This is a genomic window from Dyadobacter sp. HNCC25DJ186 (genome assembly GCF_056895235.1).
This window is the reverse complement of record NZ_JBXHAS010000005.1, coordinates 14,880-38,780: the sequence shown is the minus strand read 5'-3', so window position 1 is coordinate 38,780 and position 23,901 is coordinate 14,880. Positions and strand designations below refer to the sequence as shown.

The 23,901-nt window shown below is 40.8% G+C and carries 17 protein-coding genes; 8 read left to right on the top strand and 9 right to left on the bottom strand.

Annotation, left to right across the window (positions count from 1 at the left end; translation table 11 throughout):
* Window positions 1-89: 89 nt before the first annotated feature.
* On the top strand, window positions 90-548 hold the full coding sequence (locus tag AC1XUO_RS16135) for a regulatory protein RecX (RefSeq protein ID WP_483330800.1): 459 nt from the start codon (window positions 90-92) through the stop codon (window positions 546-548).
* Between the two features lie 154 nt (window positions 549-702).
* A complete protein-coding gene (locus AC1XUO_RS16130) occupies window positions 703-1,743 on the top strand; it encodes a glycosyltransferase family 9 protein (protein WP_483330799.1) in 1,041 nt (346 codons plus the stop codon).
* An 89-nt stretch (window positions 1,744-1,832) separates the two neighbouring features.
* On the opposite strand, the gene AC1XUO_RS16125 is transcribed toward AC1XUO_RS16130, so the two are convergent.
* Complete coding sequence (locus tag AC1XUO_RS16125) at window positions 1,833-2,828, bottom strand: ribonucleoside-diphosphate reductase small subunit (protein ID WP_483330798.1); 996 nt, start codon at window positions 2,826-2,828, stop codon at window positions 1,833-1,835.
* 336 nt (window positions 2,829-3,164) lie between these two features.
* Here AC1XUO_RS16125 and AC1XUO_RS16120 point away from each other — a divergent pair, with 336 nt between their 5' ends.
* On the top strand, window positions 3,165-4,223 hold the full coding sequence (locus AC1XUO_RS16120) for a glycosyltransferase family 4 protein (RefSeq protein WP_483330797.1): 1,059 nt from the start codon (window positions 3,165-3,167) through the stop codon (window positions 4,221-4,223).
* Between the two features lie 4 nt (window positions 4,224-4,227).
* On the opposite strand, the gene AC1XUO_RS16115 is transcribed toward AC1XUO_RS16120, so the two are convergent.
* From AC1XUO_RS16115 to corA, 3 genes are all read right to left on the bottom strand, one after another.
* Window positions 4,228-5,211: a glycosyltransferase family 2 protein gene (locus tag AC1XUO_RS16115; RefSeq protein ID WP_235152618.1), complete on the bottom strand. Its 984-nt coding sequence runs from the start codon at window positions 5,209-5,211 to the stop codon at window positions 4,228-4,230.
* Between the two features lie 581 nt (window positions 5,212-5,792).
* Entirely contained in the window at window positions 5,793-6,356 is a 564-nt protein-coding gene (locus AC1XUO_RS16110) for a GNAT family N-acetyltransferase (protein WP_483330796.1), read from the bottom strand.
* A 37-nt stretch (window positions 6,357-6,393) separates the two neighbouring features.
* The gene (gene corA / locus AC1XUO_RS16105) at window positions 6,394-7,338 is read right to left on the bottom strand and encodes a magnesium/cobalt transporter CorA (protein WP_483330795.1); all 945 of its coding nucleotides are present in this window, start codon (window positions 7,336-7,338) and stop codon (window positions 6,394-6,396) included.
* Window positions 7,339-7,504: 166 nt separating this feature from the next.
* Here corA and AC1XUO_RS16100 point away from each other — a divergent pair, with 166 nt between their 5' ends.
* From AC1XUO_RS16100 to AC1XUO_RS16090, 3 genes are all read left to right on the top strand, one after another.
* Complete coding sequence (locus AC1XUO_RS16100) at window positions 7,505-8,692, top strand: MFS transporter (RefSeq protein WP_483330794.1); 1,188 nt, start codon at window positions 7,505-7,507, stop codon at window positions 8,690-8,692.
* Window positions 8,682-9,287, top strand: a complete 606-nt coding sequence (locus AC1XUO_RS16095; RefSeq protein ID WP_483330793.1) for an IMPACT family protein — start codon at window positions 8,682-8,684, stop codon at window positions 9,285-9,287. The genes AC1XUO_RS16100 and AC1XUO_RS16095 overlap by 11 nt, the downstream gene beginning before the upstream one ends.
* A gap of 107 nt (window positions 9,288-9,394) precedes the next feature.
* Complete coding sequence (locus tag AC1XUO_RS16090; RefSeq protein ID WP_483330792.1) at window positions 9,395-9,547, top strand: hypothetical protein; 153 nt, start codon at window positions 9,395-9,397, stop codon at window positions 9,545-9,547.
* A 151-nt stretch (window positions 9,548-9,698) separates the two neighbouring features.
* Here the strand turns inward: AC1XUO_RS16090 and AC1XUO_RS16085 are convergent, their stop codons facing one another.
* From AC1XUO_RS16085 to AC1XUO_RS16075, 3 genes are all read right to left on the bottom strand, one after another.
* Entirely contained in the window at window positions 9,699-9,866 is a 168-nt protein-coding gene (locus AC1XUO_RS16085) for a hypothetical protein (RefSeq protein WP_235152625.1), read from the bottom strand.
* Window positions 9,867-9,977: 111 nt separating this feature from the next.
* Entirely contained in the window at window positions 9,978-11,741 is a 1,764-nt protein-coding gene (locus tag AC1XUO_RS16080) for a RagB/SusD family nutrient uptake outer membrane protein (RefSeq protein ID WP_483330791.1), read from the bottom strand.
* Between the two features lie 35 nt (window positions 11,742-11,776).
* Entirely contained in the window at window positions 11,777-15,037 is a 3,261-nt protein-coding gene (locus AC1XUO_RS16075; RefSeq protein ID WP_483330790.1) for a SusC/RagA family TonB-linked outer membrane protein, read from the bottom strand.
* A gap of 320 nt (window positions 15,038-15,357) precedes the next feature.
* On the opposite strand from AC1XUO_RS16075, the gene uvrA reads away from it, so the two are divergent.
* Entirely contained in the window at window positions 15,358-18,213 is a 2,856-nt protein-coding gene (gene uvrA, locus AC1XUO_RS16070) for an excinuclease ABC subunit UvrA (protein ID WP_483330789.1), read from the top strand.
* Window positions 18,214-18,771: 558 nt separating this feature from the next.
* Here uvrA and AC1XUO_RS16065 read toward each other — a convergent pair.
* Window positions 18,772-19,509: a LytR/AlgR family response regulator transcription factor gene (locus tag AC1XUO_RS16065; protein WP_483330788.1), complete on the bottom strand. Its 738-nt coding sequence runs from the start codon at window positions 19,507-19,509 to the stop codon at window positions 18,772-18,774.
* Complete coding sequence (locus tag AC1XUO_RS16060) at window positions 19,506-20,576, bottom strand: sensor histidine kinase (RefSeq protein ID WP_483330787.1); 1,071 nt, start codon at window positions 20,574-20,576, stop codon at window positions 19,506-19,508. Before AC1XUO_RS16060 ends, AC1XUO_RS16065 begins: the two co-directional genes overlap by 4 nt.
* Before the next feature lie 367 nt (window positions 20,577-20,943).
* Here AC1XUO_RS16060 and AC1XUO_RS16055 point away from each other — a divergent pair, with 367 nt between their 5' ends.
* Entirely contained in the window at window positions 20,944-23,817 is a 2,874-nt protein-coding gene (locus tag AC1XUO_RS16055; RefSeq protein WP_483330786.1) for a TonB-dependent receptor, read from the top strand.
* The last annotated feature ends 84 nt before the right edge of the window (window positions 23,818-23,901 follow it).

Below are 23,901 nucleotides of genomic sequence, written 5' to 3'. Positions count from 1 at the left end.
GATTTACCAAAAATAGTTATTCAGAGTTGATATTTTATCTTTAATCTTGTGGCAGAGTACGAAATATAAATATTAGTTAATATTGTCTGATGGATCGTCTAATTCTTCAAAAAGCAGCTTCATATTGTGCGTATCAGGAAAGGACGCAGGACGAAGTGCGGAAACGTCTTCAGAAATGGGAAGTCTGGGGAGAAGAGGCAGACGAGATTATTGCCGAGCTGATCAGCACAAACTACCTGAGTGAAGAACGTTTTGCAAAAACATACACAGGAGGAAAGTTCAGAATGAAGAGCTGGGGAAAAATGAAGATCAAGCAGGAACTTCATCGACGCGGACTTTCGGAATACAGCATCAAAGAAGGAATGAAGGAAATTCCGGAAGATTCTTACAAAAACAGTGTAAAAGAACTATTGGTGAAAAAGAAAATTCTTCTTGACAGAACTGAAACCGACAAGTTCAAATTAAAGCAAAAACTGGCGCGTTTCGCCCTGGGAAAGGGATATGAAAGTGAACTGGTTTGGAAAACAATCGAAGAACTTGGTTTGTAAGGGTTTTATTTTTGAAATTTTCGATTTAAACTAAAAACATATTGTGTTTTTTTTAGAAAATTGCCCTGAATTAGTTAATATAGTACAAAGAAAAATCAGCGTTAAAAAACGGTAGAAATGTTGTCGTGCGGCAATTCATGAATGATTATTTAAAATGTTAGGACGGAAGCTTAAAATTCTTGTTAGTAGGACAGATGCCATCGGAGATGTTATTTTAACAATCCCTATCTGTAATATTTTAAAAGAAAATACAGAAGTTTCTGAGTTGCACTTTTTAGGTCGTTCATATACCGAAGACGTTATTGACACCTGTATCTCAATCGACAAATTTGTCAACGCAGACCTGATTGAAAAACTTGATTACAAGGATCAGGTTAAGTTTTTAAAGGCGGAAAATTATGATGCGATCATTCACGTTTTACCGAACCTGAAAATAGCCAAATTGGCAAAGGACGCAAAAATTCCAATCCGGATTGGTACTACAAACCGTTGGTTCCATTGGATGACTTGCAACAGGCTGGTTCAGTTAAGCAGAAGAAAGTCAGTTTTACATGAAGCGCAGCTAAATTTAAAGTTGTTAAAAGCATTGGACATTGAAAAGGATTTTTCACTGGAAGATCTTTTCTTTCAATTTCAGTTAAAGAATATTGCTCCACTTCCTGAAAGATTATTTGCTTTTTTAAAACAAGACAGGCTTAATATCATTTTGCACCCAAAATCCAATAAAAGCGCACGGGAATGGGGCTTGCAAAACTTTGCGGATCTGATCCATCTTTTACCGAAAGAAAAATACAGAATATTTATTTCCGGTACCAAAGCCGAAGGGGCTTCCATGAAAGATTGGTTAAGGCAGCTTCCCGAGCATGTTGTAGATGTGACGGGTATGATGACTTTGAAAGAGTTTATATCCTTCATTTACCACGCGAACGGATTGATCGCGGCCAGTACCGGACCTTTGCATATCGCGGCTTCGATAGGAAATAACGCTTTGGGATTGTATCCGCCCATGCGTCCGTTATTCCCGATGCGCTGGGGGCCAATCGGTCCGAAGGCTTCCTATCTTGTGGGAAGCACCTGCTGTAATAAGTGCCAGGAAGATGTTTCCAAGTGTGAATGTATGAATCAGATTTCTCCTATCGACGTTGCCTCGGTTATAAAAAAGTGGGAAAAGAGCGCAGATCTTGTACGGATTTGAACCCGAAACAATTTGAACTTTCAATCAAAAAGCCTTATTACTCAGGACAAAATTGTCCAAAATAATAAGGCTATTCAAATTGAAAAATATCAGAAATCGGAATCGAAAGAGATTTTATGACCTGAATCTTTGTCCTGTAATCCGCTCATGACGCCGGCTTTTTGATAATCACCCACACGTTTTTCAAAGAAATTAGTTTTTCCGGGAAGTGATATCAATTCCATAAAGTCGAATGGATTGGTTGATCCAAATTGCTTAGGGCAACCCAGACGTTCAAGCCAGAAGTCAGCGATATACTCGATATATTGGTTCATCAGATCGGCGTTCATACCAATTAATGAAACCGGAAGCGCGTCTGTCACGAATTCCTGCTCTATTTTCACGGCATCCATCATAATCTCAATGACACGTTCCTGCGGCAGTTGATTGACGATGTGCTGTGTATAAAGAAGGCATGCAAACTCGCAATGCAAGCCTTCATCACGCGAAATCAATTCATTAGAAAATGATAATCCGGGCATTAATCCACGTTTTTTCAGCCAGAAAATAGAGCAAAAAGAACCCGAGAAGAAAATTCCTTCGACCGCAGCAAAAGCGATAATTCTTTCCGCAAAAACGGGACTATTAATCCACTTTAATGCCCATTCTGCTTTTTTCTGCACACATGGAACGGTGTCGATCGCTCTTAACAAATGATCTTTTTCTGCCGGATCCTTGATATAAGTGTCAATCAGAAGAGAATATGTTTCTGAATGGATATTTTCCATGGCAATTTGAAATCCGTAGAAACATTTTGCTTCGGCATACTGAACCTCACTCAAAAAATTTACAGCCAGATTTTCATTGACAATACCATCCGAAGCCGCAAAAAAAGCAAGAATATGAGAAATAAAATGGCGCTCGCCGTCATTTAGATTGTCCCAGTCTTTTTGGTCCTGCGAAAGGTCTATTTCTTCGGCGGTCCAGAAAGAAGCCTCATGACGCTTATACATTTCCCAAATATCCATGTGTTTTATTGGGAATAAAACAAAACGCAAAGGATCTTCAATCAACAGGGGTTCCTGCTTTACAATTTCTTGTGACATACTAAGTTATGTTGTTTTAATAGATCAGATTAAGGTTGCAGTACTGTGAGGATTCCTGAGGGTAGGTACTGCTAAAAACAAATCTACATCGTTTGACGCGGAATTTCAAGGAGATTTCGATCAAATACGCTGGTTATTTTTTTCAGATTTTATAAGCAATATTTTTATTTCGATTTGCCAATTTAAATAAAATAAAAAGAATGCGTTTGATCATTTGCCGATATTTTTCTTATAAATGAATTACTTTTAAAAAGTGAAGAAACAATATTAGCCAGATAGCCGTCATGTATTTTAAGACTATTGGGTTCAGAAATCTATTCTATTCATTTAAGGTTGATGTCTAAAAAAATTATTGTTGATTGTGAGCGGATGCGGTACCCAAACACCGGCTTATATCATTTTTGTCTGCAATTGGGTAAGGCGTTGAAAAATCAGATTGGTTCGGAAGATGAAATTGGATTTTACTTACCGAAGACTGAAAAAGATGTTTTCGGCGCGGGCAACAAGTTTGCAACGCACAATTCGATGCATAAATATTTGTTTCCCAATACCGGAGACGTCAAATTATGGCATTGCACTTATCAAAATACCAACTATTTCCCATACCGAAAAAATATTCCGGTTGTCCTTACCGTTCACGATTTGAACTTCCTTTACGATTCCAATCAGAATAAAGAAAGGACTGACAAGCTTTTAAAGCAACTTCAAAGGAAAATTAATAAGGCAGACCACGTTGTTGCAATATCAAATTATGTGTTGAATGATCTTGAAAAATATTTGGCCCTGGAAGGCAAAGCGAGTTCTGTCATTTACAATGGCTGTAATGTTGATGACAGCATTCCGATAGAAGTCCCTAAGGTTATTTATGACAAACCCTTTTTATTTACCATCGGAACGATTGCCGAAAAGAAGAATTTTCATGTTTTGCCTCCACTTCTAAAAGGTAATGATCTTTTGCTGATCATTGCAGGCATTGAACAGAGTAAGACCTATAAGCAATTAATTATTGAAGAAGCTGAAAGGGCAGGAGTGGCAGACCGGGTTATTTTTACGGGTCCAATAACTGAAAACGACAAAAAGTGGCTGTTAAGTAACTGTCTCGCATTTTTATTTCCTTCAACTGCGGAAGGTTTTGGACTGCCGGTTATTGAAGCAATGTATTATGGCAAGCCGGTTTTATTATCCAGATGTACCTCACTGCCGGAAATCGGGGGAGATTGCGCTTATTACTTTGATAATTTTGATCCGGAACATATGCGGAATGTGCTGGAAAATAGTCTTGCTGACTACAAAAAAAATCTGCCTGTTGAAAAAATCAAAACAAGAGGCAGATCATTTTCGTGGGAAACAGCAGCTATTCAATATCTCAATGTGTATAGAACTTTGATGACCTAAACATTTAAAGTTTAATGACGTGCTGATATTTGATCATCATTTTAATGTTATCTATCACATCCAGGATACCAATGTTGGAGTGATTTCTCTTCATTTGACGATTGAAAGCACTTTTCTTGATTCGTAATCCCTTTCTGTTGCTAAGGAAGTCACGATAAGCTTCGATTTTGTAAAACTGGCAGGTAAATGCGCCCATCATTACGTCACAAAGCAAAATCTGTAAATGCCACAGCGCAAGATCTGAGCCCTGCAGGTGCAGATAATGAACATAATAGCGATTGCGGAAATGTATTCTTTTTATCGCACGTTTATGGTTGTGGTTTTTGGTACTGGCCATAACTTCGTGGCGGCAAACAGCATTGTGTTCGTAGTAACATTTCCATCCCATTCTCCATGCGCGAATAGAAAGTTCCTGATCCTCACCATAATATGGATTGAACATTTCGTTGAAACCATTGATTGTTTTCAATTTCTTTGTGTCCATCAATGCGTTGGCACCCGACAAATAAAATGTTGGTGTGAAAGCGTCCATGTTTTGCAGATGGAAAAGATCCGAAGATTTGATCTTTCTGCCCATAATACGAGGCTCTCTCGCAGCCTCTCTTATCAAGTCATCATCCATACCGATAATGCGGCCCATCACCCCAAAAGTATCTTCCTTCTCGAAAAATTTATATAGCTTTTCAAGGTATCCCGGTTCAAGCGTAACGTCGGTATTAAGCAGAAATATTAAATCCATATTTGCCTGTTTTATACCCAAATTACACGTTTCAGAGAATCCCGAATTTGTTTCTTTTTTTAGAAGTGTGATGCTATCCCCATAATGTTGTTGCAAATATTCCACAGATCCATCCGTCGAGGCGTCGTCGATTACGATGATCTCAACCTCTGTATCAATGGAAGTAAGCACTTGAAAATTATGGTTGAAATATTTTTCAAATAAATGTTTTCCATTATAATTTGGAATGATTACTGAGATGCTTTTCATTCAATCGGTTATTTAGTTAAACAGATTTTTAATAACCTATACGGTTGAAACTGTCTTTTCAATTTCTCAGTACGGTTTTCTACTAAAACAGCCTATGGCAGAGATTCTCACGTCGGGATTGAAACGACTTTTTGATAAGAATCATTGCGTCGCAATTAACAAAGCTCCATAAGAGTTGGAAGCCAAATCAAATGCGTTCATAGTCCTTTGTACATAAACCTTTGATTCCTTAACTGTTAAGAATTATAGCACTTACTATAATCCATACCAGATTTCCTATGAATCTGTTGCAAGTTTTATGCCAATATCAACATGACACTGCTTTAAGAGAAAGGGTTGGAAGAAGTAAAAAAATCTGAAATCGACCTGATCTGAATCTATATTGATATATTCAATTTAGATGGTAAAATTTCAAGTATCAGGCAGATGAAAGCGTTGATTTCCACAAAATTAAATAATTAATGTCTATACGTAATATAAAGTTGAGGGATTAGCCGGAAAGTGCTAGTCTTTGCTGATTTAGTTCAAGAAAATTTTCGGAATTAACAATTTTATAACAAATAAGAAGATGCTTGTTTAACTTAAAATTTCCATGCAACCACATTCCAGATGTCCACGTGATCCTGATGTCTGTGAATGGTCTCAAAGCCGACCCTTTCATGGGCTCGTTGAGATCGACTGTTTGAAGTTGAAATTTCTGTTATTAAAAGGTCGAATTTCTCCTTATATATGTTTTTGTGGGTCTGATATAATTGGTCAAAAATCCCCTGACCGCGAAATGACTCACTTACGCAGATTTGTCCCATCACGTAATAATTATATTCGCTGACAACTCGGCCATTCCATGTAATGTTGTCAATAATTTCAAACATAGGTTGAAGGTCGGGAATAAGTTTTCCGAGCGACGGCAGCATGGCCAACGCAAAAGCAACGACGTCTCCGTTTACCGTAGCAATAATCTGGGGCGTTGTGTCCTGCATCAGTTTTAATTGTTCTGCCGTATGACAAACTGTGAGAAATCCCTGATCTTGTTTGATTGATTCGGCGATGTTGGTTTTCAGGTTAATTTGTTGCAGCGCCAGGATTTGTTCAATATGCTGATCTGTTTTGGCAAATGTATATTCAATAAGGGATGAATTGTTCATGCAGGATTTCGACTTAATAGGCAAGAGAAAGTTTGTTTTAAATCCAGCGTTTTCGTCTGAAAAACCACAGCACCACCAGCGAGGAAAGCACCATCAGCAACAAAGAAACCCAAAATCCCCAGGGTTCTTCCGTGGAAGGTATGTGGGTGTAATTCATACCGAAAATTCCGGCGATTAGGGTGGGCGGCATGAAGATGATCGTCACCACTGTGAAAATCTTGATTACCTGGCTTTGTTCAAGATTGATCAAACCCATAAATGTATTCTGTAAATACTCCAACCGCTCAAAATTGAAGGTGGTATATTCCAAAAGTGAATTAATATCTTTCAGGATAATCCTTAAGTGTTCTTTTCTATCTTCCGGGAAATACTGACTGCGCAGAATTCCTGACAGTACGCGCTGCTTATCAATACTCGTTTCACGAAGCATCATCGTTGTTTCCTGCAACGCACTTATTCGGATCAAAACCTCTTGCCTGGCTTTTTGTTCGTGTGCCAGATCCTTACTGATTACCGAAATATCCCTGGAAATTGCTTCAAGAGAATCTGCGTCAGCCTCAATTCTGGTTTCCAAAAGCATAAGCATAAAATCAACGCCGGTCTGGAAAGTATCCGGGCTTACTTTCATTTTCTTGACCGTGTCTGCGAAAGTCTTGGAATCTCCGCGACGGTATGTAAACAGAATATTTTTGTGAAGGATAAAGGAAACAGGATACGTTTTGTAGCCATCACGATCGATACTCAAAAAGTTTGAGTTGGCATTGATCGTTTCATTTTGTTCAAAAAAACGTGAACTGCTTTCAATTTCAACGATTTCCTGCGGTGTCTGAAAACTGATCTCACATTTATTCTCAACCCATTCTTCTTCCTCTGCCGAGGGTGATTGAAGATCAACCCAGACAAGACTATCAACTTTTCCTAATTCGCGAATGTCATTTTCACGTTTTATCAACCGGCCTTCTTTATAAAATATTCTTACCATAACGCATTGAATTTAAAAGTTGAGCGCCTTACCAAATCAGAAATAATAAATACTAAAGCTGATTTTCTTTTTTTACTGATTTCGTCATCAGCAATTTATTTCAACCGGACGCCAACCACTTTCAAGTATTCTTAACTTTTCTCCAAGATAGTTGTAATTTTGTGGGATGCAAAATACGGCTTCTCCAGGAATATTTACACTGCAGTTTTGGTTGTTAGGTACGAGTTCCTTTTTATTCTCTTCCAGTTTCAATATGCTGATTCCTGAGCTTCCGGGTTATCTCTCGGACATGGGAGGTGCGGAATACAAGGGTTTTATCATTGGATTATTCACATTGACGGCAGGTATATCCCGGCCGTTTAGCGGAAGATTAACGGATCGGGTCGGCCGGGTTCCGGTGATGGCCTTTGGCTCTCTGGTCTGTTTTGTGTGCGGATTTCTTTATCCGATTTTTACAACAGTAATGCCTTTTTTACTTTTAAGACTGGTCCATGGATTTTCGACCGGATTTAAACCAACGGGAACCGCCGCCTATATTGCAGACATTATTCCGGCAAATCGCAGGGGGGAAGCGATGGGGATTCATGGGATGTGCATGGGCGTTGGTTCAGCTTTCGGGCCGGCAATCGGAAGTATGATCAGCCAGGCTTTTTCGATGAATGCACTTTTTTATACCTCGTCATTTTTTGCGCTGCTTTCAATCGTTATTCTTTTCAATATGAAAGAAACGCTGGTTGAAAAGGAGAAACTATCTGTAAAGGCTTTCAAGCTTACCTGGCGGGATATTTTTGAACCCGATGTTTTCAGTCCGGCATTTGTAACTTTTCTCGCCTATTTTGGTTTTGGCGCAGTTGCGACGCTGACGCCGGATTTTAGTGAGATTCTCGGTCTGGGTAACAAGGGAATGTATTTCATGGTATTTACCTTGTTTTCCATTTTGATCCGTTTCGTAGCCGGAAAACTTTCTGACCGGAAAGGTAGATTGCCGGTTACCATAGCTGGTATTATCGTTTTAATTTTATCCATGATTATCACGGGTTATGCTGAAACTGTATTCATGTTTTTAACCGGCGCAGCCTTTTTTGGCGTATCCATGGGAATTTTGTCGCCAGTACTATCAGCCTGGACGGTCGATTTAAGCAGCGATCATAATAGGGGACGAGCAATCGCTACCATGTATATTTGCCTCGAAGCGGGTATCGGACTTGGCGCATTTCTTTCCGCGGCATTATTTGCAAACAAGGCTGAGAATTTGCCGTTGGTGTTCTTATGGATGGCAGGTTTTGCTGTTGCGGCTTTGCTTTATTCAATTATTATATACAGGTTCAAAAAAAGATCCAGACGTGTTATTTGATGATACCTACCGCACCATAGCGGAACCGGCCGAAGGGTTTTTCAAAGATAAAGGGAGCAAATTTATCTCGTTTATTTTTCCAGTTTCTTCCGAGAACGAAGCCAAAACTCATTTGCTTGAACTACGGGAATTGCATCCGAAAGCAAATCACCATGTATATGCATACCGGCTCGGACTTGATCGAATGACTTATCGGCTAAGTGATGACGGCGAACCCTCCGGTTCTTCCGGTCGGCCGATTTTGAATACACTTTATTCGAAAGAGATAACCAATATTCTCGTTGTGGTTGTTCGTTATTTTGGCGGGACACTGCTGGGAATTCCGGGATTGATCAATGCCTACCGATCTGCAACGGAAGTTGCTTTGGACAATACCCAGATCGTGGAGAAACATTTGTTCAATTTATATGATCTTCAATTTTCCTATGTTCAAATGAACGACGTTATGCGGATTGTAAAAGAAATGGAATTGCCTGTCAGAGCGCAGACGTTTGAAATGGAGTGCAAAATGGTGGTGGAAGTAAGGACTATACTGACCGAGCGATTTATGACCTGCTGCGAAAAGGTGGAAGGCCTTTCTATAAAATTATTATAATTTTTTCTCGGTATTTGCTCGGATAGCTTAATCCTGTCACATTACCTAATAGTTTCGTAACTACGCTGTATTAAGATATGGTTGTTAAGAATTTGAAATATAATACTATGAAAACCACACGCAGTCTGAATACCGATATTCAGTTAACTTTTAAGCAGCTTAAAGATCTGGCAAAGCAACTGCCAGAAAAACAGCGTAGGGAGCTTGCTACAATCTTGATAAATGAGATTGAAAATATAAAAAAAACAGTTGGTTGCTAAGATTAAAGAAGGCCTTGAAGAGGTAAGGCTTTATAAAGAAGGTAAAGTTACACTTCAATCTGGGAGAGAATTCCTGAATGAACTTTGAAATAAAACTTTCGACGGCTCAGGAAACTTGGAATTAGGCACCTTATTTCCAATTCCAGTCGATTTAAAGATCATTTTCCCTCAACATCTTCACAAAATCATCTTCGTAAGCCTTTACAGCTTTAAGCAGTTCTTCAAGCTCTTTCTTTTCCGGTGTTCCCGGTTTTGCACCGTAAATTTCTTCAATTCTTTCAGAAGCTTTTTCGTAGTCGCTTTCGTTTTTTAATACCATGTCTGATTCATTTGTAATATTTTGCAAATATAATTTTATTGGTAACAAAGACAAAAAACCGGCCCGAAGGCCGGCTCTTGGATTCAGTTTAGGTAGTTATAAAATCTTCGGCTAGTATCCCGGATTCTGAGTTAATGTTGGCTTTCCATCTAGCTGGCTGTTCAGAATTTCATCCTGAGGTAGCGGGAAATAAAGGTTTTTGTCAGTAAATGTTTTTCCTGCCATGTAACCTCTTTTACTAAATGTTCGTCCTGACGGCTCTTTACCGGCCACAGCTTCTTCTGCTGCATATTTATTTAAAACTTTTACAGCAATGCCCCAGCGCACCAGATCAAAGAAACGGTGACCTTCCATTGCAAATTCAAGGCGCTGTTCCATACGTGTTGCATTTCGGGCAAAGTCTGCACCTTTACTTGCAAAAGTTCCGACCGGATAAGGTTCCACTTTATATGTAACAGACGCATCTTGTACCGATCCTGTTTTGGCCCGGTTACGGATCTGGTTTACATAACCTTCTGCAACGGCCAGATTTCCGAGTTCAATTTCACATTCTGCCAACCATAACAATACATGGGAAAGTTTGATCATCCTGAAATTGTTGTTAACATTTCTTTTGCTGGTCGAATGCGTTGTGCTGTTTTCTTCGCCAAGGTAGTACATCCACTTTTTGCCGGTGAATGGTCCTGCGTAAGTTTGATCCCGAATCCAGGAGGAGCCTGGCATAGGTCCCCAATCCAGGAAATTTACACCGCGACGGCCTACTGTCCAGTCAAGACGAGGGTCAACAGGGATCGTTTTATCCAATGTAAATGGTGCAGATGCTGCTATTCCCTGATCGTTCGGTAGGTCTACTTTATTATATGTATCAAGCGTGCCATCTGCTGCATCACCAATTAAGGGTAATCCATTCTCGGTTTTGAATGCGTTCACGAGGTTATGTGATGCCTGGTAGAACCCGCAGCAGCCACGTCCCGGGGCACCTGCTGAATAAGGCCAGTTAAGATTATCTCCTGCGTTACCGTTGTTACCGTTCGTTCCGTCATTTACTGAAAACTGTACTTCGAAAATAGATTCACTATTATTGTTTCCCGCAGTCCGGTAATTGTCATGGTAGTTAGGCACAAGTTTCTTTCCGGAATTAGTTAATACATCGTCAAGTAGTGCCTTTGCCGGTGCCCATTTTTTCTGAAACAAGTACGTTTTGGCAAGGAAAGATTTTGCAGCCCATTGGGTAGCTCTTCCTTTTTGAGACTGCGTTGCAGGCAAATTTTTGGCAGCGAAGTCGAAGTCCTCTTCGATTTTAGCCCAGATATCCTCCGTGTTAGGTACTTTGGTCGAATTTGGATCTGACGATACATATGTCTTGTCGTCAATGTATGGAATTTTGTTCCACATTTTCTTTGCTTCAAAATGGAAGAATCCTCTGAGAAAACGAGCCTCAGCAGTTACTTGTAATATTTCCGCGTCAGTCATGTCTTTAACCAGTTCGCTGTTCACGATCTGGATGACTTCATTACACCTTCCAACACCGTCATATTGATGCCACCATTTTCCTAGAAAATACGTGTTGTCAGCCAACCAGTTGTATTGCTCGATAAACGACTGTTCAGGCTGGTCGCCGGCGTCTGTACCTTTTACGGCATCATCGCTGGCAATTCCACCGAAAACGTAATTTGAAACTGTGGACTGGCGGCCCGTATTTCCTGATCCAACGCCATCTACAAGCGAATAGGCTCCGATCAATAATGCATTGACACCATTTTTATTACTTAACTGTTCAACCGAAGCGCGGCCCTGCGGTTTTAGATCAAAAAAGCTGTCCGAGCAGGCGAAGCTGATCGCGGTCATGAAAATTATTAAAGCTATTTTTTTCATTTTAGTATATGAAATTTTTGTTAATGTCTAAAATATTAGAAACCGAAACGTACACCTACAAGATATGATTTAGCCACAGGATAGGCGCCTTCGTCCACACCTAAATGCTTATCCTCATTGTCATTACCCGATCTTCTAAGGTTAATATCAGGATCAAGTCCGGTATACTTGGTAAATGTGAGTAAATTTTGTCCTTGCAAATAAACCTGTGCAGATGCGATTTTTACCTTTTTCAGCAGCGCAGAAGGAATGGTATAGGTCAACTGGATGTTTTTGATACGGAAATAAGATCCGTCTTCCAAAAAGTAAGAAGAAACTTGCTGGCTTGTGGCATCTCCTGAATTTAATCTCGGTAATTTGGCGTCGTCGCCAGACTTTTTCCAGGAATTATAAAGCATGTCCTTTGATCTGTTACCCTGGAAAACGTTGAAATCCGTCCAATATCTTGTATAGTTAAAGATCTCATTACCGTATACTCCTTGCCCAAATACGGTTAGGTCAAATGCCTTATATCCAACATTTAAGTTAACGCCATAGTTGAAATCCGGGTGTGGACTGCCTATGATGGTTCTATCGGCAGCAGTAATAATACCGTCACCGTTCACATCTCTGAATTTAAAAACGCCTTCGCGTGTATACGAACCGAATTTAGGAGCTGCATCCGCTTCGGTTTGGTCTTTAATAACGCCATCAACAAAATAGCCATAATAGCTGGCAATTGGAGAGCCAGCCCGGGTAGCTGACATGGCAGGAAGACGGGTTGCAAATCCGAAAATGGTTGAATTGGGATCATTATTCAACTTAACAACGTTGTTTTTATAATGCCCGAAATTAACCCCTAACGCATAATAGAAGTCATTTTTTCTATCCCTGAAATTAAGGCCGATGTCGAAACCTTTGTTTGTTACCTCTCCGATATTTGTATAAGGGATTGTTCCAGTACCGGAAGTACGAGGAATAGCGATTTGCGTCAACATATCTGTTGTCTTGCGGCTATACAAATCCAGCACAACTTCAAGCTTACTCTTAAACAAAACGGCATCGATACCAATATTTGTAGAAGTATTCGTTTCCCATTTCCCGTTCGCATTCCCGAATTGTACAAGGTCGAACCCTCCGACAATGGATGAGCCTGTACCATTGATGTCATAACCATTGTTCTGTGGATCAGCAGCATAGAGCGTGTAGGCATTGTAAACATTCGGGATCAGCTGGTTGCCCGTTTTACCCCATCCAAAACGTAGTTTCAAATCGTCCAGGACTTTTCGGGTTGGTTTCATGAAATCCAGCTCCGTCATACGCATACCGACTGAAAATGCAGGAAAAATACCATAACGATATGCCTCAGAGAAACGTGAAGACCCGTCACGGCGCAGTGTGAAATCTGCCAGAAGGAGATCTTTATAGCCATAATTAATTTTACCGAACTGGGAGAAGAGTGCACTTCTTGTTGCGCCGGCACCAGCGTTGGCTAATCCGGCTGCTGCACCGGCATCCAGATAACGGTAGTCAAGATCATCAAATGCAAAACCACTTCTGCTAGCCTGAAAACCTGCCGCGTAAGTTTTAACGGCTTCTGTTCCTATTAAAACATTCACATTATGCGACCCAAATATTTTGGCATAATTCAATGTGTTAAACCATGTAAATGAGCGATCCAGGTTATTGATTACGTTCAAGCTGTTTGCATTTCTTGCTTCCGCAGCCTCAATATCTCTGTGGAAATACTCAGATCGGTTGGACTGATTGTATTCAAGACCAAAACTGGTGCGACCGGTCAAACCAGGTAGAATATCAATCTGAGCATAAGCGTTTCCGAATACGTGGGTTCCTTTTGTAATGTTGTCTTTTTCACGATACAAGCGCGCTAATGGATTAGGCGCGTTTCCGAGGTTACTTCCCCTGCTTCCGGCAAAACCGTTAAATGGAGATGTATTGTTTCCTCCCAGTGCCTGCGGGCCGCCAGTAATATCAAAAACCGGAATAATTGGATGCACACGGATGGCGAACATGATCGGGTTACTCTCATCATTATTAGTAATACCCTGCCGTTCATCGTAAGAAAAAGTAAGGTTCTCACCCACGGTAACTTTCCCTTTTTTAAATTCAGTATTGGCCCTGATAGAATATCTTTTGTAATTGGTATACTTCAAAATACCATTCTGTTTGAAATAATTTGCAGAAATAGCATACTTCGCATTGTTTGAACCTCCGCTTGCCCCGAGTTGATAATTTGAGATGGGAGCCGGATCAAAAATGACATCCTGCCAGTCAGTACCTTCCTTATTAGCCTTGGTTGTGTTGAAAGCTGTTTTTCCCAGGTTAGGATCTGCAATGTCGTTGGTATAGGTGTAGTTAGCCGGAAGCTCACCAAATACGTTAGGATAGATGTAGTCCGCTACAGTCTGGTTTCCATTTTCATCAAACCTATACTGAACCGACGGAGAAGTAACAGAAGGATTTTTACCTGCGCCAAGATCTGACTGATACAGATATTCTCCCAACTCTCTTGTGTTCAGTAAATCCAGCATTTTGCCAGGGCGCTGTGTTCCGGTATAAAAGTCAAACGTGATGCTTGGAGCTCCCGGTTTCCCTTTTTTAGTTGTAATGATCACCACACCATTGGCAGCACGTGCACCGTAAATGGAAGCAGCAGATGCATCCTTAAGTACCTGCATGGATTCAATATCATTCGGATTGAGCTGATTGAGCGTACCCTGAGTCGGAACTCCGTCAATGACATACAAAGGGCTGTTGTTGTTAATAGATCCGAACCCCCTTATACGTACCATGGTTCCACCGCCCGGAGAATTATCATTTCCAACGGTAACACCGGCGGCGCGGCCCTGAAGCATCTGTGTCACACTGGCTGCGGGAAGTGCAGTAAGTTCCTTCGGGCTTATTACCGTGACGGCCCCGGTTATGTCCTGTTTACGCTGGGAAGCGTACCCGGTAACAACGACCTCAGTCAATGCTTTGACATCATCAACAAGAACGAGATTAACTACTGACTGTGCGTTGGAGACGATTATTTCCTGTTTGATAAATCCAATTGAAGAAAATACAAGGGTAACACTTTCGGCTTTTACATTGATTGAATACTTGCCGTCGCTGTCTGTTACAGTCCCGGTTGTAGACCCTTTTAAGGTCACGCTGACACCGGGAATTGGGTTGCCATCCGCGGAGGAAGTCACGCCTCCGGTAATCGTTTTGTCTTGGGCTTTAGCTGTACCACAAAATATTGCCGTAAGCAATAGGGCAGCAGCAAACATTACAAATCGTAAATTTTGCTTCATAGAAATGAAAGGGTTGAGATGTTAAAAAAATATTACTAAATATCAATTTAGTATCAAAGCTAAACATTAGTACAGAACTATTTAAATATTTAATGTTTTTTATAAGAAAAAATATAAATATACTAATGGTTGCAAAATGGTTGTTGAGTGGCATATCCTTGTTTACATTTGTTCGAAACTATTAAAAGAAATTTACTTAGCTCACCAGATGTTGAATGCACCGGTAGCAGGAAAATCACATAAGATTTTTGCAACTCAACCCGTACATTTGTGGTTATTCTTTATAGTGCCTTCAACGATTATAAATCAATAGGATCATTTTGGAACATTTGAATGGAATTGAACTCGCTGAGCAGGATCTGATCGAAGTACAGGGAGCTCGTGAGCATAATTTGAAAAATATTGACGTTAGCATTCCTCGCAATAAACTTGTTGTCGTGACTGGTATAAGCGGAAGCGGGAAGTCTTCTTTGGCATTTGATACCATTTATGCGGAGGGACAACGCCGCTACATGGAAAGTTTTTCTGCTTACGCGCGTGGTTTTATTGGGGAAATGGAGCGTCCGGATGTTGATAAAATCAGTGGGTTATCTCCTGTTATCAGTATTGAACAAAAAACCACGTCACGAAATCCGCGTTCAACCGTCGGAACGGTGACTGAAATTTATGACTTCCTGAGGTTATTATACGCAAGGGCAGGAGAGGCCTATTCGTATGTGACGGGAAGAAGAATGGTGAAACAATCGCAGGACCAGATTGTTAACCAGTTGATGACGCAGTTTTTAGGTCAAAAAACAATTCTTTTGGCTCCCGCTGTAAAAGGTAGAAAGGGACATTATCGTGAGCTTTTTGTGCAGATCGCCCGGCTGGGTTATACCAAAGTGCGCGTGGATGGCGAAGTTCAGGACATTTTGCCTAAAATGCAGCTGGATCGTTATAAGGTGCATGATATTGAAATTGTGGTTGACCGCGTAGTTCCGAAGGCAGAATCCGAAGATCCGCAATCCCGTTATCGGTTAAGCCAATCCGTTGCGACAGCGATTAAACAAGGGAAAGGTGCTTTGATGGTTTTAGATGAAAAAGGAGAAACCTATTATTTTTCCCAAAATCTGATGGATCCGGAATCTGGTATCAGTTATGATGATCCTTCACCCAATAATTTTTCTTTCAATTCTCCTTATGGCTGGTGTCCAACTTGTCAGGGTTTGGGAATGGTGGAGGAAATTACGGAAGAGTCAATTATTCCGGATCGCTCGTTGTCAATCAGCAAAGGTGGAATTGCTCCGATGGGTGAATATCGGGATGCATGGATTTTCAAACAAATGGAGGTTTTGTTAAAACCTTTTAAAGTAAATCTGAATACACCACTCGAAAAATTTCCTGAGGAGGCAATCAAGATGGTATTGTATGGAAGTGAAGAGCCGGTTGCTGTTCCCTCCAAAAAATATCCGGGAACGGAGTGGGATACTAAGTTTGACGGAATCGTCAATTTTCTGAAACGCCAGCAGGAAACGGGAAATGATAAAATCCAGGATTGGCTGAAAGATTTTATGACGACCAATGTTTGTCCGGAATGTCACGGAAAACGTTTACGTAAAGAATCCTTACATTTTAAAATTGATGGAAAAGATATAGCAGATCTTTCAAACCGCGACGTGCGTGAATTATCCAACTGGCTGGTTGATCTCGAAGATCGCCTGGAAGAAAGGCAGCGGGTGATCGGTCACGAAGTGTTGAAAGAAATCCGGAAACGGGTGGGATTTCTTCTTGATGTTGGTCTGGATTATCTGACTTTAAACCGTGCACTTCGTACACTTTCTGGTGGTGAGGCGCAGCGCATCCGTCTGGCGACACAAATTGGAACACAGCTTACGGGCGTTCTTTATATTATGGATGAGCCAAGTATAGGTCTTCACCAACGCGATAATGTCAGACTGATTAATTCTTTGAAAAGTCTGCGTGACCTTGGGAACACCGTTTTGGTTGTTGAGCACGATAAGGATATGATGCTTGCTTCTGACTATATCGTCGATATTGGTCCCGGTGCCGGCCGTCATGGAGGAAATGTCGTTGGAGCTGGTACACCGGAAGAATTTTTAAAGAATGGATCTTCGACGGCGGACTTTTTAAGTGGTCGCCAGAAAATCGAAATTCCTAAAGTCAGGAGAAAAGGAAATGGGAATTACCTTTCATTGAGAGGATGTACTGGGCACAATCTTAAAAATGTGACTTTGGCTTTTCCGTTGGGGACGATGATTTCCGTAACAGGTGTGAGTGGCAGCGGGAAGTCTTCCCTGATCCACGAGACACTTTTTCCATTATTAAACCACCATTTTTATAAATCCCGAAGAGAGCCGCTTCCGCATAAAAGCATTGAAGGGCTGGAACATATTGATAAGGTGATTGAAGTAGATCAGTCGCCGATTGGCAGAACTCCACGTTCTAACCCTGCAACTTATACCAATTTATTTACCGATATCCGTACGCTTTTTGCGGAATTGCCGGAAGCGAAAATCCGTGGATACAAGCCTGGCCGTTTTTCGTTTAACGTTAAAGGCGGAAGATGTGAAGATTGTGAAGGAGCCGGAATGAAGAGAATTGAGATGGACTTTCTTCCTGATGTGCATGTGAACTGCGAAACATGCAAAGGAAAGCGATTCAATCGGGAAACGCTTGAAGTTCGTTTTAAAGGAAAATCGGTTGCTGATATTCTGGATATGACAGTTGAAACCGCGCTGGAATTTTTTGAAAACCAGCCCCGTATTTTAAGAAAAGTGCAAACACTTTTTGATGTTGGTTTAGGTTACATCACGCTTGGTCAGCATGCAACTACGCTTTCCGGCGGAGAAGCGCAACGGGTGAAATTATCGGAGGAATTATCAAAACGTGATACAGGAAAGACGCTTTATATTCTGGATGAGCCTACAACAGGACTACATTTTCAGGATATCAAACATCTTTTGGTAGTTCTTGACAAACTGGTTGAAAAGGGAAATACTGTTCTGATTATCGAACATAATCTTGACGTGGTAAAAGTTTCAGATTATGTGATCGACCTGGGCCCGGAAGGTGGTGCTTTGGGTGGAAAAATAATTGGAGAAGGTACACCTGAGAAAGTTTCGAAAGTGAAAGGAAGTTATACCGGGTTTTATTTGAAAGAGGAGTTGAAGGGATGAGTTAAAGCTGTTGGCTATTAACGGTTAGGATTTTAGCGATTGGAAGAGCGGTCAGGTATTGAGATAAGTATCCTTAATACCTGGCTGTTTTTTATTAATCTAACCATTATTTTTTGTTTCTGAGTAAGTGGCCAGGATATAGGAAGTAATTTATCCCAAAGTTTTCCTTGCTCCTGTGGAGCCTCCTGTTTATAGAAAGTATTTGTCCCAAAGATATCCTGGCTCCCTCGGAGCCTCCTGGAAATTGCCGGATAATTTTTGGTTAAATTTCCAGGAAACTCCGATGGAGTTACGTTCAATTTTGCAGGTGCGTTTTCTATAAACAGGATGTCCCGAAGGGACAAAACTTCTAAATCGAGTCTGCAAATATTTCAAAATATGAAAACGATGAAGAAAAATATAAATAAGAAAACCGACTCTGTGAAAATAGAAAAGATCAAGATTACTGCTTTGGTTAAAAGTATGTCATCAAGTTCAAAGTTTCCAGAAAATTTTGATTACAGAGTTGAGTATCATAAGCATCTGGAAAAAAAATATAAATGAACACGTATAAAACCCTCACATCCACTTACTCAAAAACTGGCTAAAATTCTCCTTATACTGATCACTCACCGGAATGGTCACCGTTCCAATCTGAATTGTATTTTTTGTTACGGCCCCGATTTTATCCAGATTTACGATAAACGAACGGTGAACACGCATGAATTTTGCTGACGGCAATTTTTCTTCCAACGATTTTAAACTTGTGAGAGAGAGCACCGGCTTGGTATCCGATTTAAGAATTACTTTAACATAATCCTTCAGTCCTTCGATATAAAGAATGTCGTCGTAAGCGATCCTTACGAGCTGATATTCTACTTTTAGAAACAAATAATCTTCCCTCATTTCCGGTGGCGCCGCGACATTTGCAGCGCGCTGAACCAGTTCCACATAAGCCTTACCTTTCGAGGCAGCTTTTAGGAATTCTTCATAATTGAAAGGTTTCAACAAATAATCCAGCGCATCAACGCGGAATCCGTCCAGGGCAAATTGATTAAAGGCCGTTGTGAAAATGATTCTCGGGCCCTGATTTCCTGATTTTTCAATAATCCTTGCCAGTTCAATGCCTGTTAAATCCGGCATCTGAATGTCCAGAAAAATAAGATCAACCTGTTGCTGATGAATGGCTTCCAGTGCTTCAACGGCACTGGAATATCTACCGGCAAGATTAAGGAAAGGAGTTTTATCAATAAAAGCACAGACCAGTCCGAGCGCAAGTGGCTCATCGTCAACAGCTATACATTGTAATACGTTCATGCAGTTTGTAATTCCAAATGTACTTCAAATTCCTTTTCTTCGGCGTTTTCATTCACATCCAGCTGATATTTTCCCGGATATAACAAATCAAGCCTTCGTTGTGTGTTAGTCAGGCCAATGCCGTTGCTTTCATCCAGCACAGTTCGTTTTTCAGTGAACAACGTGTTTTTCACATCTATAAAAACTTTTTCTCCTTTCTGCCAGATCTTGATGTCTATATTACTTGGCTGAACCGCGCTCACACCGTGTTTGAACGCGTTTTCTATAAAAGGTAAAAATAGCATGGGAGCAATGGAAACGTCGTGTAACGGAAAGGGCGGATCAAGCGTTACCGATACCTTATCGGTAAGTCTCAGCTGCATCAATTGAATATAATCCTGTGCAAAAGCAATCTCCTGGCTCAGCAAAACAGTACCATGTTGCGTCTCATACAAGACATAACGCATCATCCTCGAAAGTTTATGCAGTGCCTCCCTTGCCATTTCTACGTCAATAATTGTTAATGCATATATATTATTGAGGGTATTGAAAAAGAAATGGGGATTGATCTGTGCTTTTAAAAACGATAGTTCTGAATTGATTTTTTCTTGTTCAAGGTTTCTTCTGTATTGTTTATCACGTTCCGCATTCTGCACAGCTGCAACGCTTGTACTGATACCGATAATGATCAGTGCCGTTAGTAAGGCAAAATAATCAAGACGATCCTGATGTCTTTTATCCCCGTTTGCTTCCCTGGCCATTTTAAATGCCCTATCCATTTGCTCACCATGATTAATGGCAATTTTTACTTGCTCCATTAAAACAGCGAGAACAATGACGGATAAAACGTTAAATAAAATAAACTGCCAATATCTGTTTTTCGCCAAATACTGAGGAAACCAGAAATAAAAGTTCAGGTAAAAAACAGCGATTAACATTGTAAATAACACGGCCTGCTTAACCCAGAATGAGGCAGGAAACTGAATCTGCCAGCTCAGAGGCTGCCACATTAAAAATAATGCGAGAAAACTCCATCCTAAGAGATGCAAGAACAGCGGAGGATATTTTCGTACGGTGGGGTTATTCATGCAAATATTTTTATGTCGATGGTTTTAAACCTTTTATTCACAATACAATCATACAGGGAAATTTTGTAAGTGCCTAGCTGATTCGATCAAAAGAAGTTAAAAATCGACAGATCGGCACAGAGCGTCTATGAGCGAATTTTCAAAAATACCCGGAAAGATCAGTGAGCGGACAGTTCCAGCAATCCTTCTGGAAAACATGCAATTGACAAAACGAAATTTGCCAATGCGTAATTCTTACTTCAATCTCGTCGGTTAGAAATGCCGATTGATCGGTAGAACCCGGCTCTTTATCTATTGCCTTTTTTTAACTGCTTGTTTGATACTTATTTTGAACTTGATTTATACACGATATATTGCCCAATTCATCATGAACATGATAAAACGATTTACATTATTAGGACTAATCCTGGGACTGACTAGCACAGCATTTGCGCAATTTGGTGGCGGAGGCGGCGGCCGTCCAGGCGGTGGAGGTGACTTCCAGCGCGGCGGAGATCGCCAGAAGCAGGCAGTTATCCCGGGAACAATTGACGATGCGCCGAAAGGAAATGGTAGAATAAAAGGTATACTGATCGATTCTCTTAGTAAGAAGCCTGTAGAATTTGCTGCGCTTGCGCTTGTTGACGAGAAGACAAACAATCCGGTAGATGGTACCACTACGGATGAAAAAGGAGCTTTTGATATGACAAAGGTTGCTTCGGGAAATTTCAAGATCCTTATTTCTTTTATTGGTTATAAAACAAAAACAATCAAAGGAATCAAGATTGAGAAAAAGACTGAACTCGATCTTGGATCAATAATCCTTTCCCCCGATGTTGTGCAGTTGAACGAGGTACAGGTTGTTGGAATGGCACAGCTGATCGAAGAAAAAGTGGATCGTCTGGTTTTCAACGCTGAAAAAGATATTACAAGTAAAGGTGGCGATGCGAGTGATGTGATGCGTAAAGTGCCTATGCTTACGGTGGATCTGGATGGAAACGTTTCTTTACGAGGTAATTCGAACGTTCGGGTTCTTATCAATAATAAGCCTTCAACAATGGTAGCTACCAGCGTTGCGGATGCTTTAAAACAAATTCCGGCAGATATGATCAAATCTGTTGAGGTGATCACATCTCCCTCTGCAAAATATGATGCGGAAGGTTCTGGTGGTATCATTAATATCATTACCAAAAAGAGCACGATTCAGGGTGGTACCTTAAATCTTGATACAGGTGTTGGTATCCGTGGTTCTAATTTAGGTTTGAGAGGAAATTACCGCACGGGTAAACTTGGTTTCAGTCTTGGTGGTTTTGGTCGTTTCAACTATAACCAGCCGGGAAGAACAGAAAACTTACAAACAGGAGATAATTTCTCGATCGAGCAGACAACGACTTCAAAGAATAATGGTGCTTTTGGGTCCTATAACTTCGGTACAGACTATGAAATTGATCCAAATAGTACCATTTCTGCCGGTATCCGTTATGGTTTAAGAAACAGTATTACGCCGCAGACAATTACGACCAACAACACACGCAGCGGCGTTACTACTTCTTCCTACCGTGACGTTGATGTGAAAGACTTGTCGGGAACATGGGATGTCAACGTTGATTATATTAAAACATTAAGCAAGCCACAGCAGGAATTGAGTATACTTGGGCAGTATAGCCGCAATAACAGGACAAATGATTTTGACGCGGATCTTTATACTTATAAAAGTGGAGTGGCAGAATTCCTTGGACAATCAGGCAACAATAACAAAAGCTCTAACCAGGAAAGTACAATTCAGCTTGATTATCAGACGCCGATTAAAAACAACCAGTTGTTAGAAGTTGGAGGTAAAGGAATTTTCCGTCAGGTAATAAGCCGTTTTGATTATTACGATGAAGTAAATACACCAAATCCGTCAAGTAGCCTTGATTATGATCAAAATGTGGCGGCAGGATATGTTTCTTATACATTGACTACAAAAAGCAAGTTTACATTTAAAGGGGGAGCGCGTTATGAGTACACGGCCATTAATGCACAACAAGGCGAAGTTGACCTGAACTTGCCAGCCTACGGAAACTTGGTTCCGAGTTTGAATCTTTCAAAAACTTTTGGAAAAGGACAAACCGTTAAGCTAGGTTACAACCGCCGTCTGCAACGCCCGGGAATTCAATTTTTGAACCCAAACGTCAATGCTGCAAACCCGCAAAATATTACTGTGGGTAATCCAAACCTGGATCCTGAATTAACAGATAATATTGAATTAGGAACAAGTTTCTTCAAAAACAGCTTGTATGTCAACGTCTCAACTTTCGCACGTTTCACGAACAATTCGATAGAAAATATTCGTACAACAAACGAAGCTGGGGTGATCACGACGACTTACGGAAACATAGGAGATAAGCAGAACTATGGTGCCAATATCTTTGGAAACCTTACACTTTTCAAAATCTGGCAGGTAGGCGGAGGAATGGATGTCTATTATGTTAATCTGAAAAATAATAGTCCTGATGCAGCCTTGCAGTCCAGCAATAGCGGATATGTGGTAAGCGGTCGTTTCAGGACCGGTGTAACTTTGAAAGGTGGCTGGGGAATACAGGGTGGCGGATTTGCCAGAGGAAACGAAGTTCAGCTACAAGGGTCTGCCGGTGGTTTTCGAATGTATGATCTTGGTGTCAAAAAGGATTTCAAGAATAAAAGAGGTAGTGTAGGCCTGGCAATGGAAAATTTCCTGAGCGATGCGCTTAAAATGAGAACAGATCTCTCTTCGTCAACATTTAATCAGGTAAGTACAATTTATCGTTATAACCGCGGCTTCCGTATTAACTTCTCTTATCGTCTTGGTAAAATGACTTTTGTCGAAACCAAAGCACGCAGAAGAAGATCGGTTAACAATGATGATCAGAAAAGTGATGGCGGTGGCGGAAATGACGGCGGCGGACAAATGCAGCAAGCTGCACCAGCCGCAACACCAGCAATAACGCCGGGAGCAGGAGGGCGTCCGGCAGGAATGGGCAACAGACCACAGGGACAGCCTGGATTTACCGCACCTCAAACACGGCCAGATAGTGCATCCCGTATGCAACCAGGAATGAACATTCCTCAAAAGGCCGATAGTATGCAGAAAAAAATGGATAGTACGCAGGTTATGCCAGGTACAAGAATTCCACAGACACCAGCTGATAGCACGCAAAAGATGCCAGCAACGGTTATCCCACAAACACCGGCTGATAGCACGAAGAAACCCACAGATTCTATTCCTCCGATTAAAAATTAAGAATCGGCTTTCATGAAAAAAAAGAGGCTGTCTCGGAATTATCTGAGACAGCCTTTTTATGTTAAGAGTATTTTTTTTATTGTA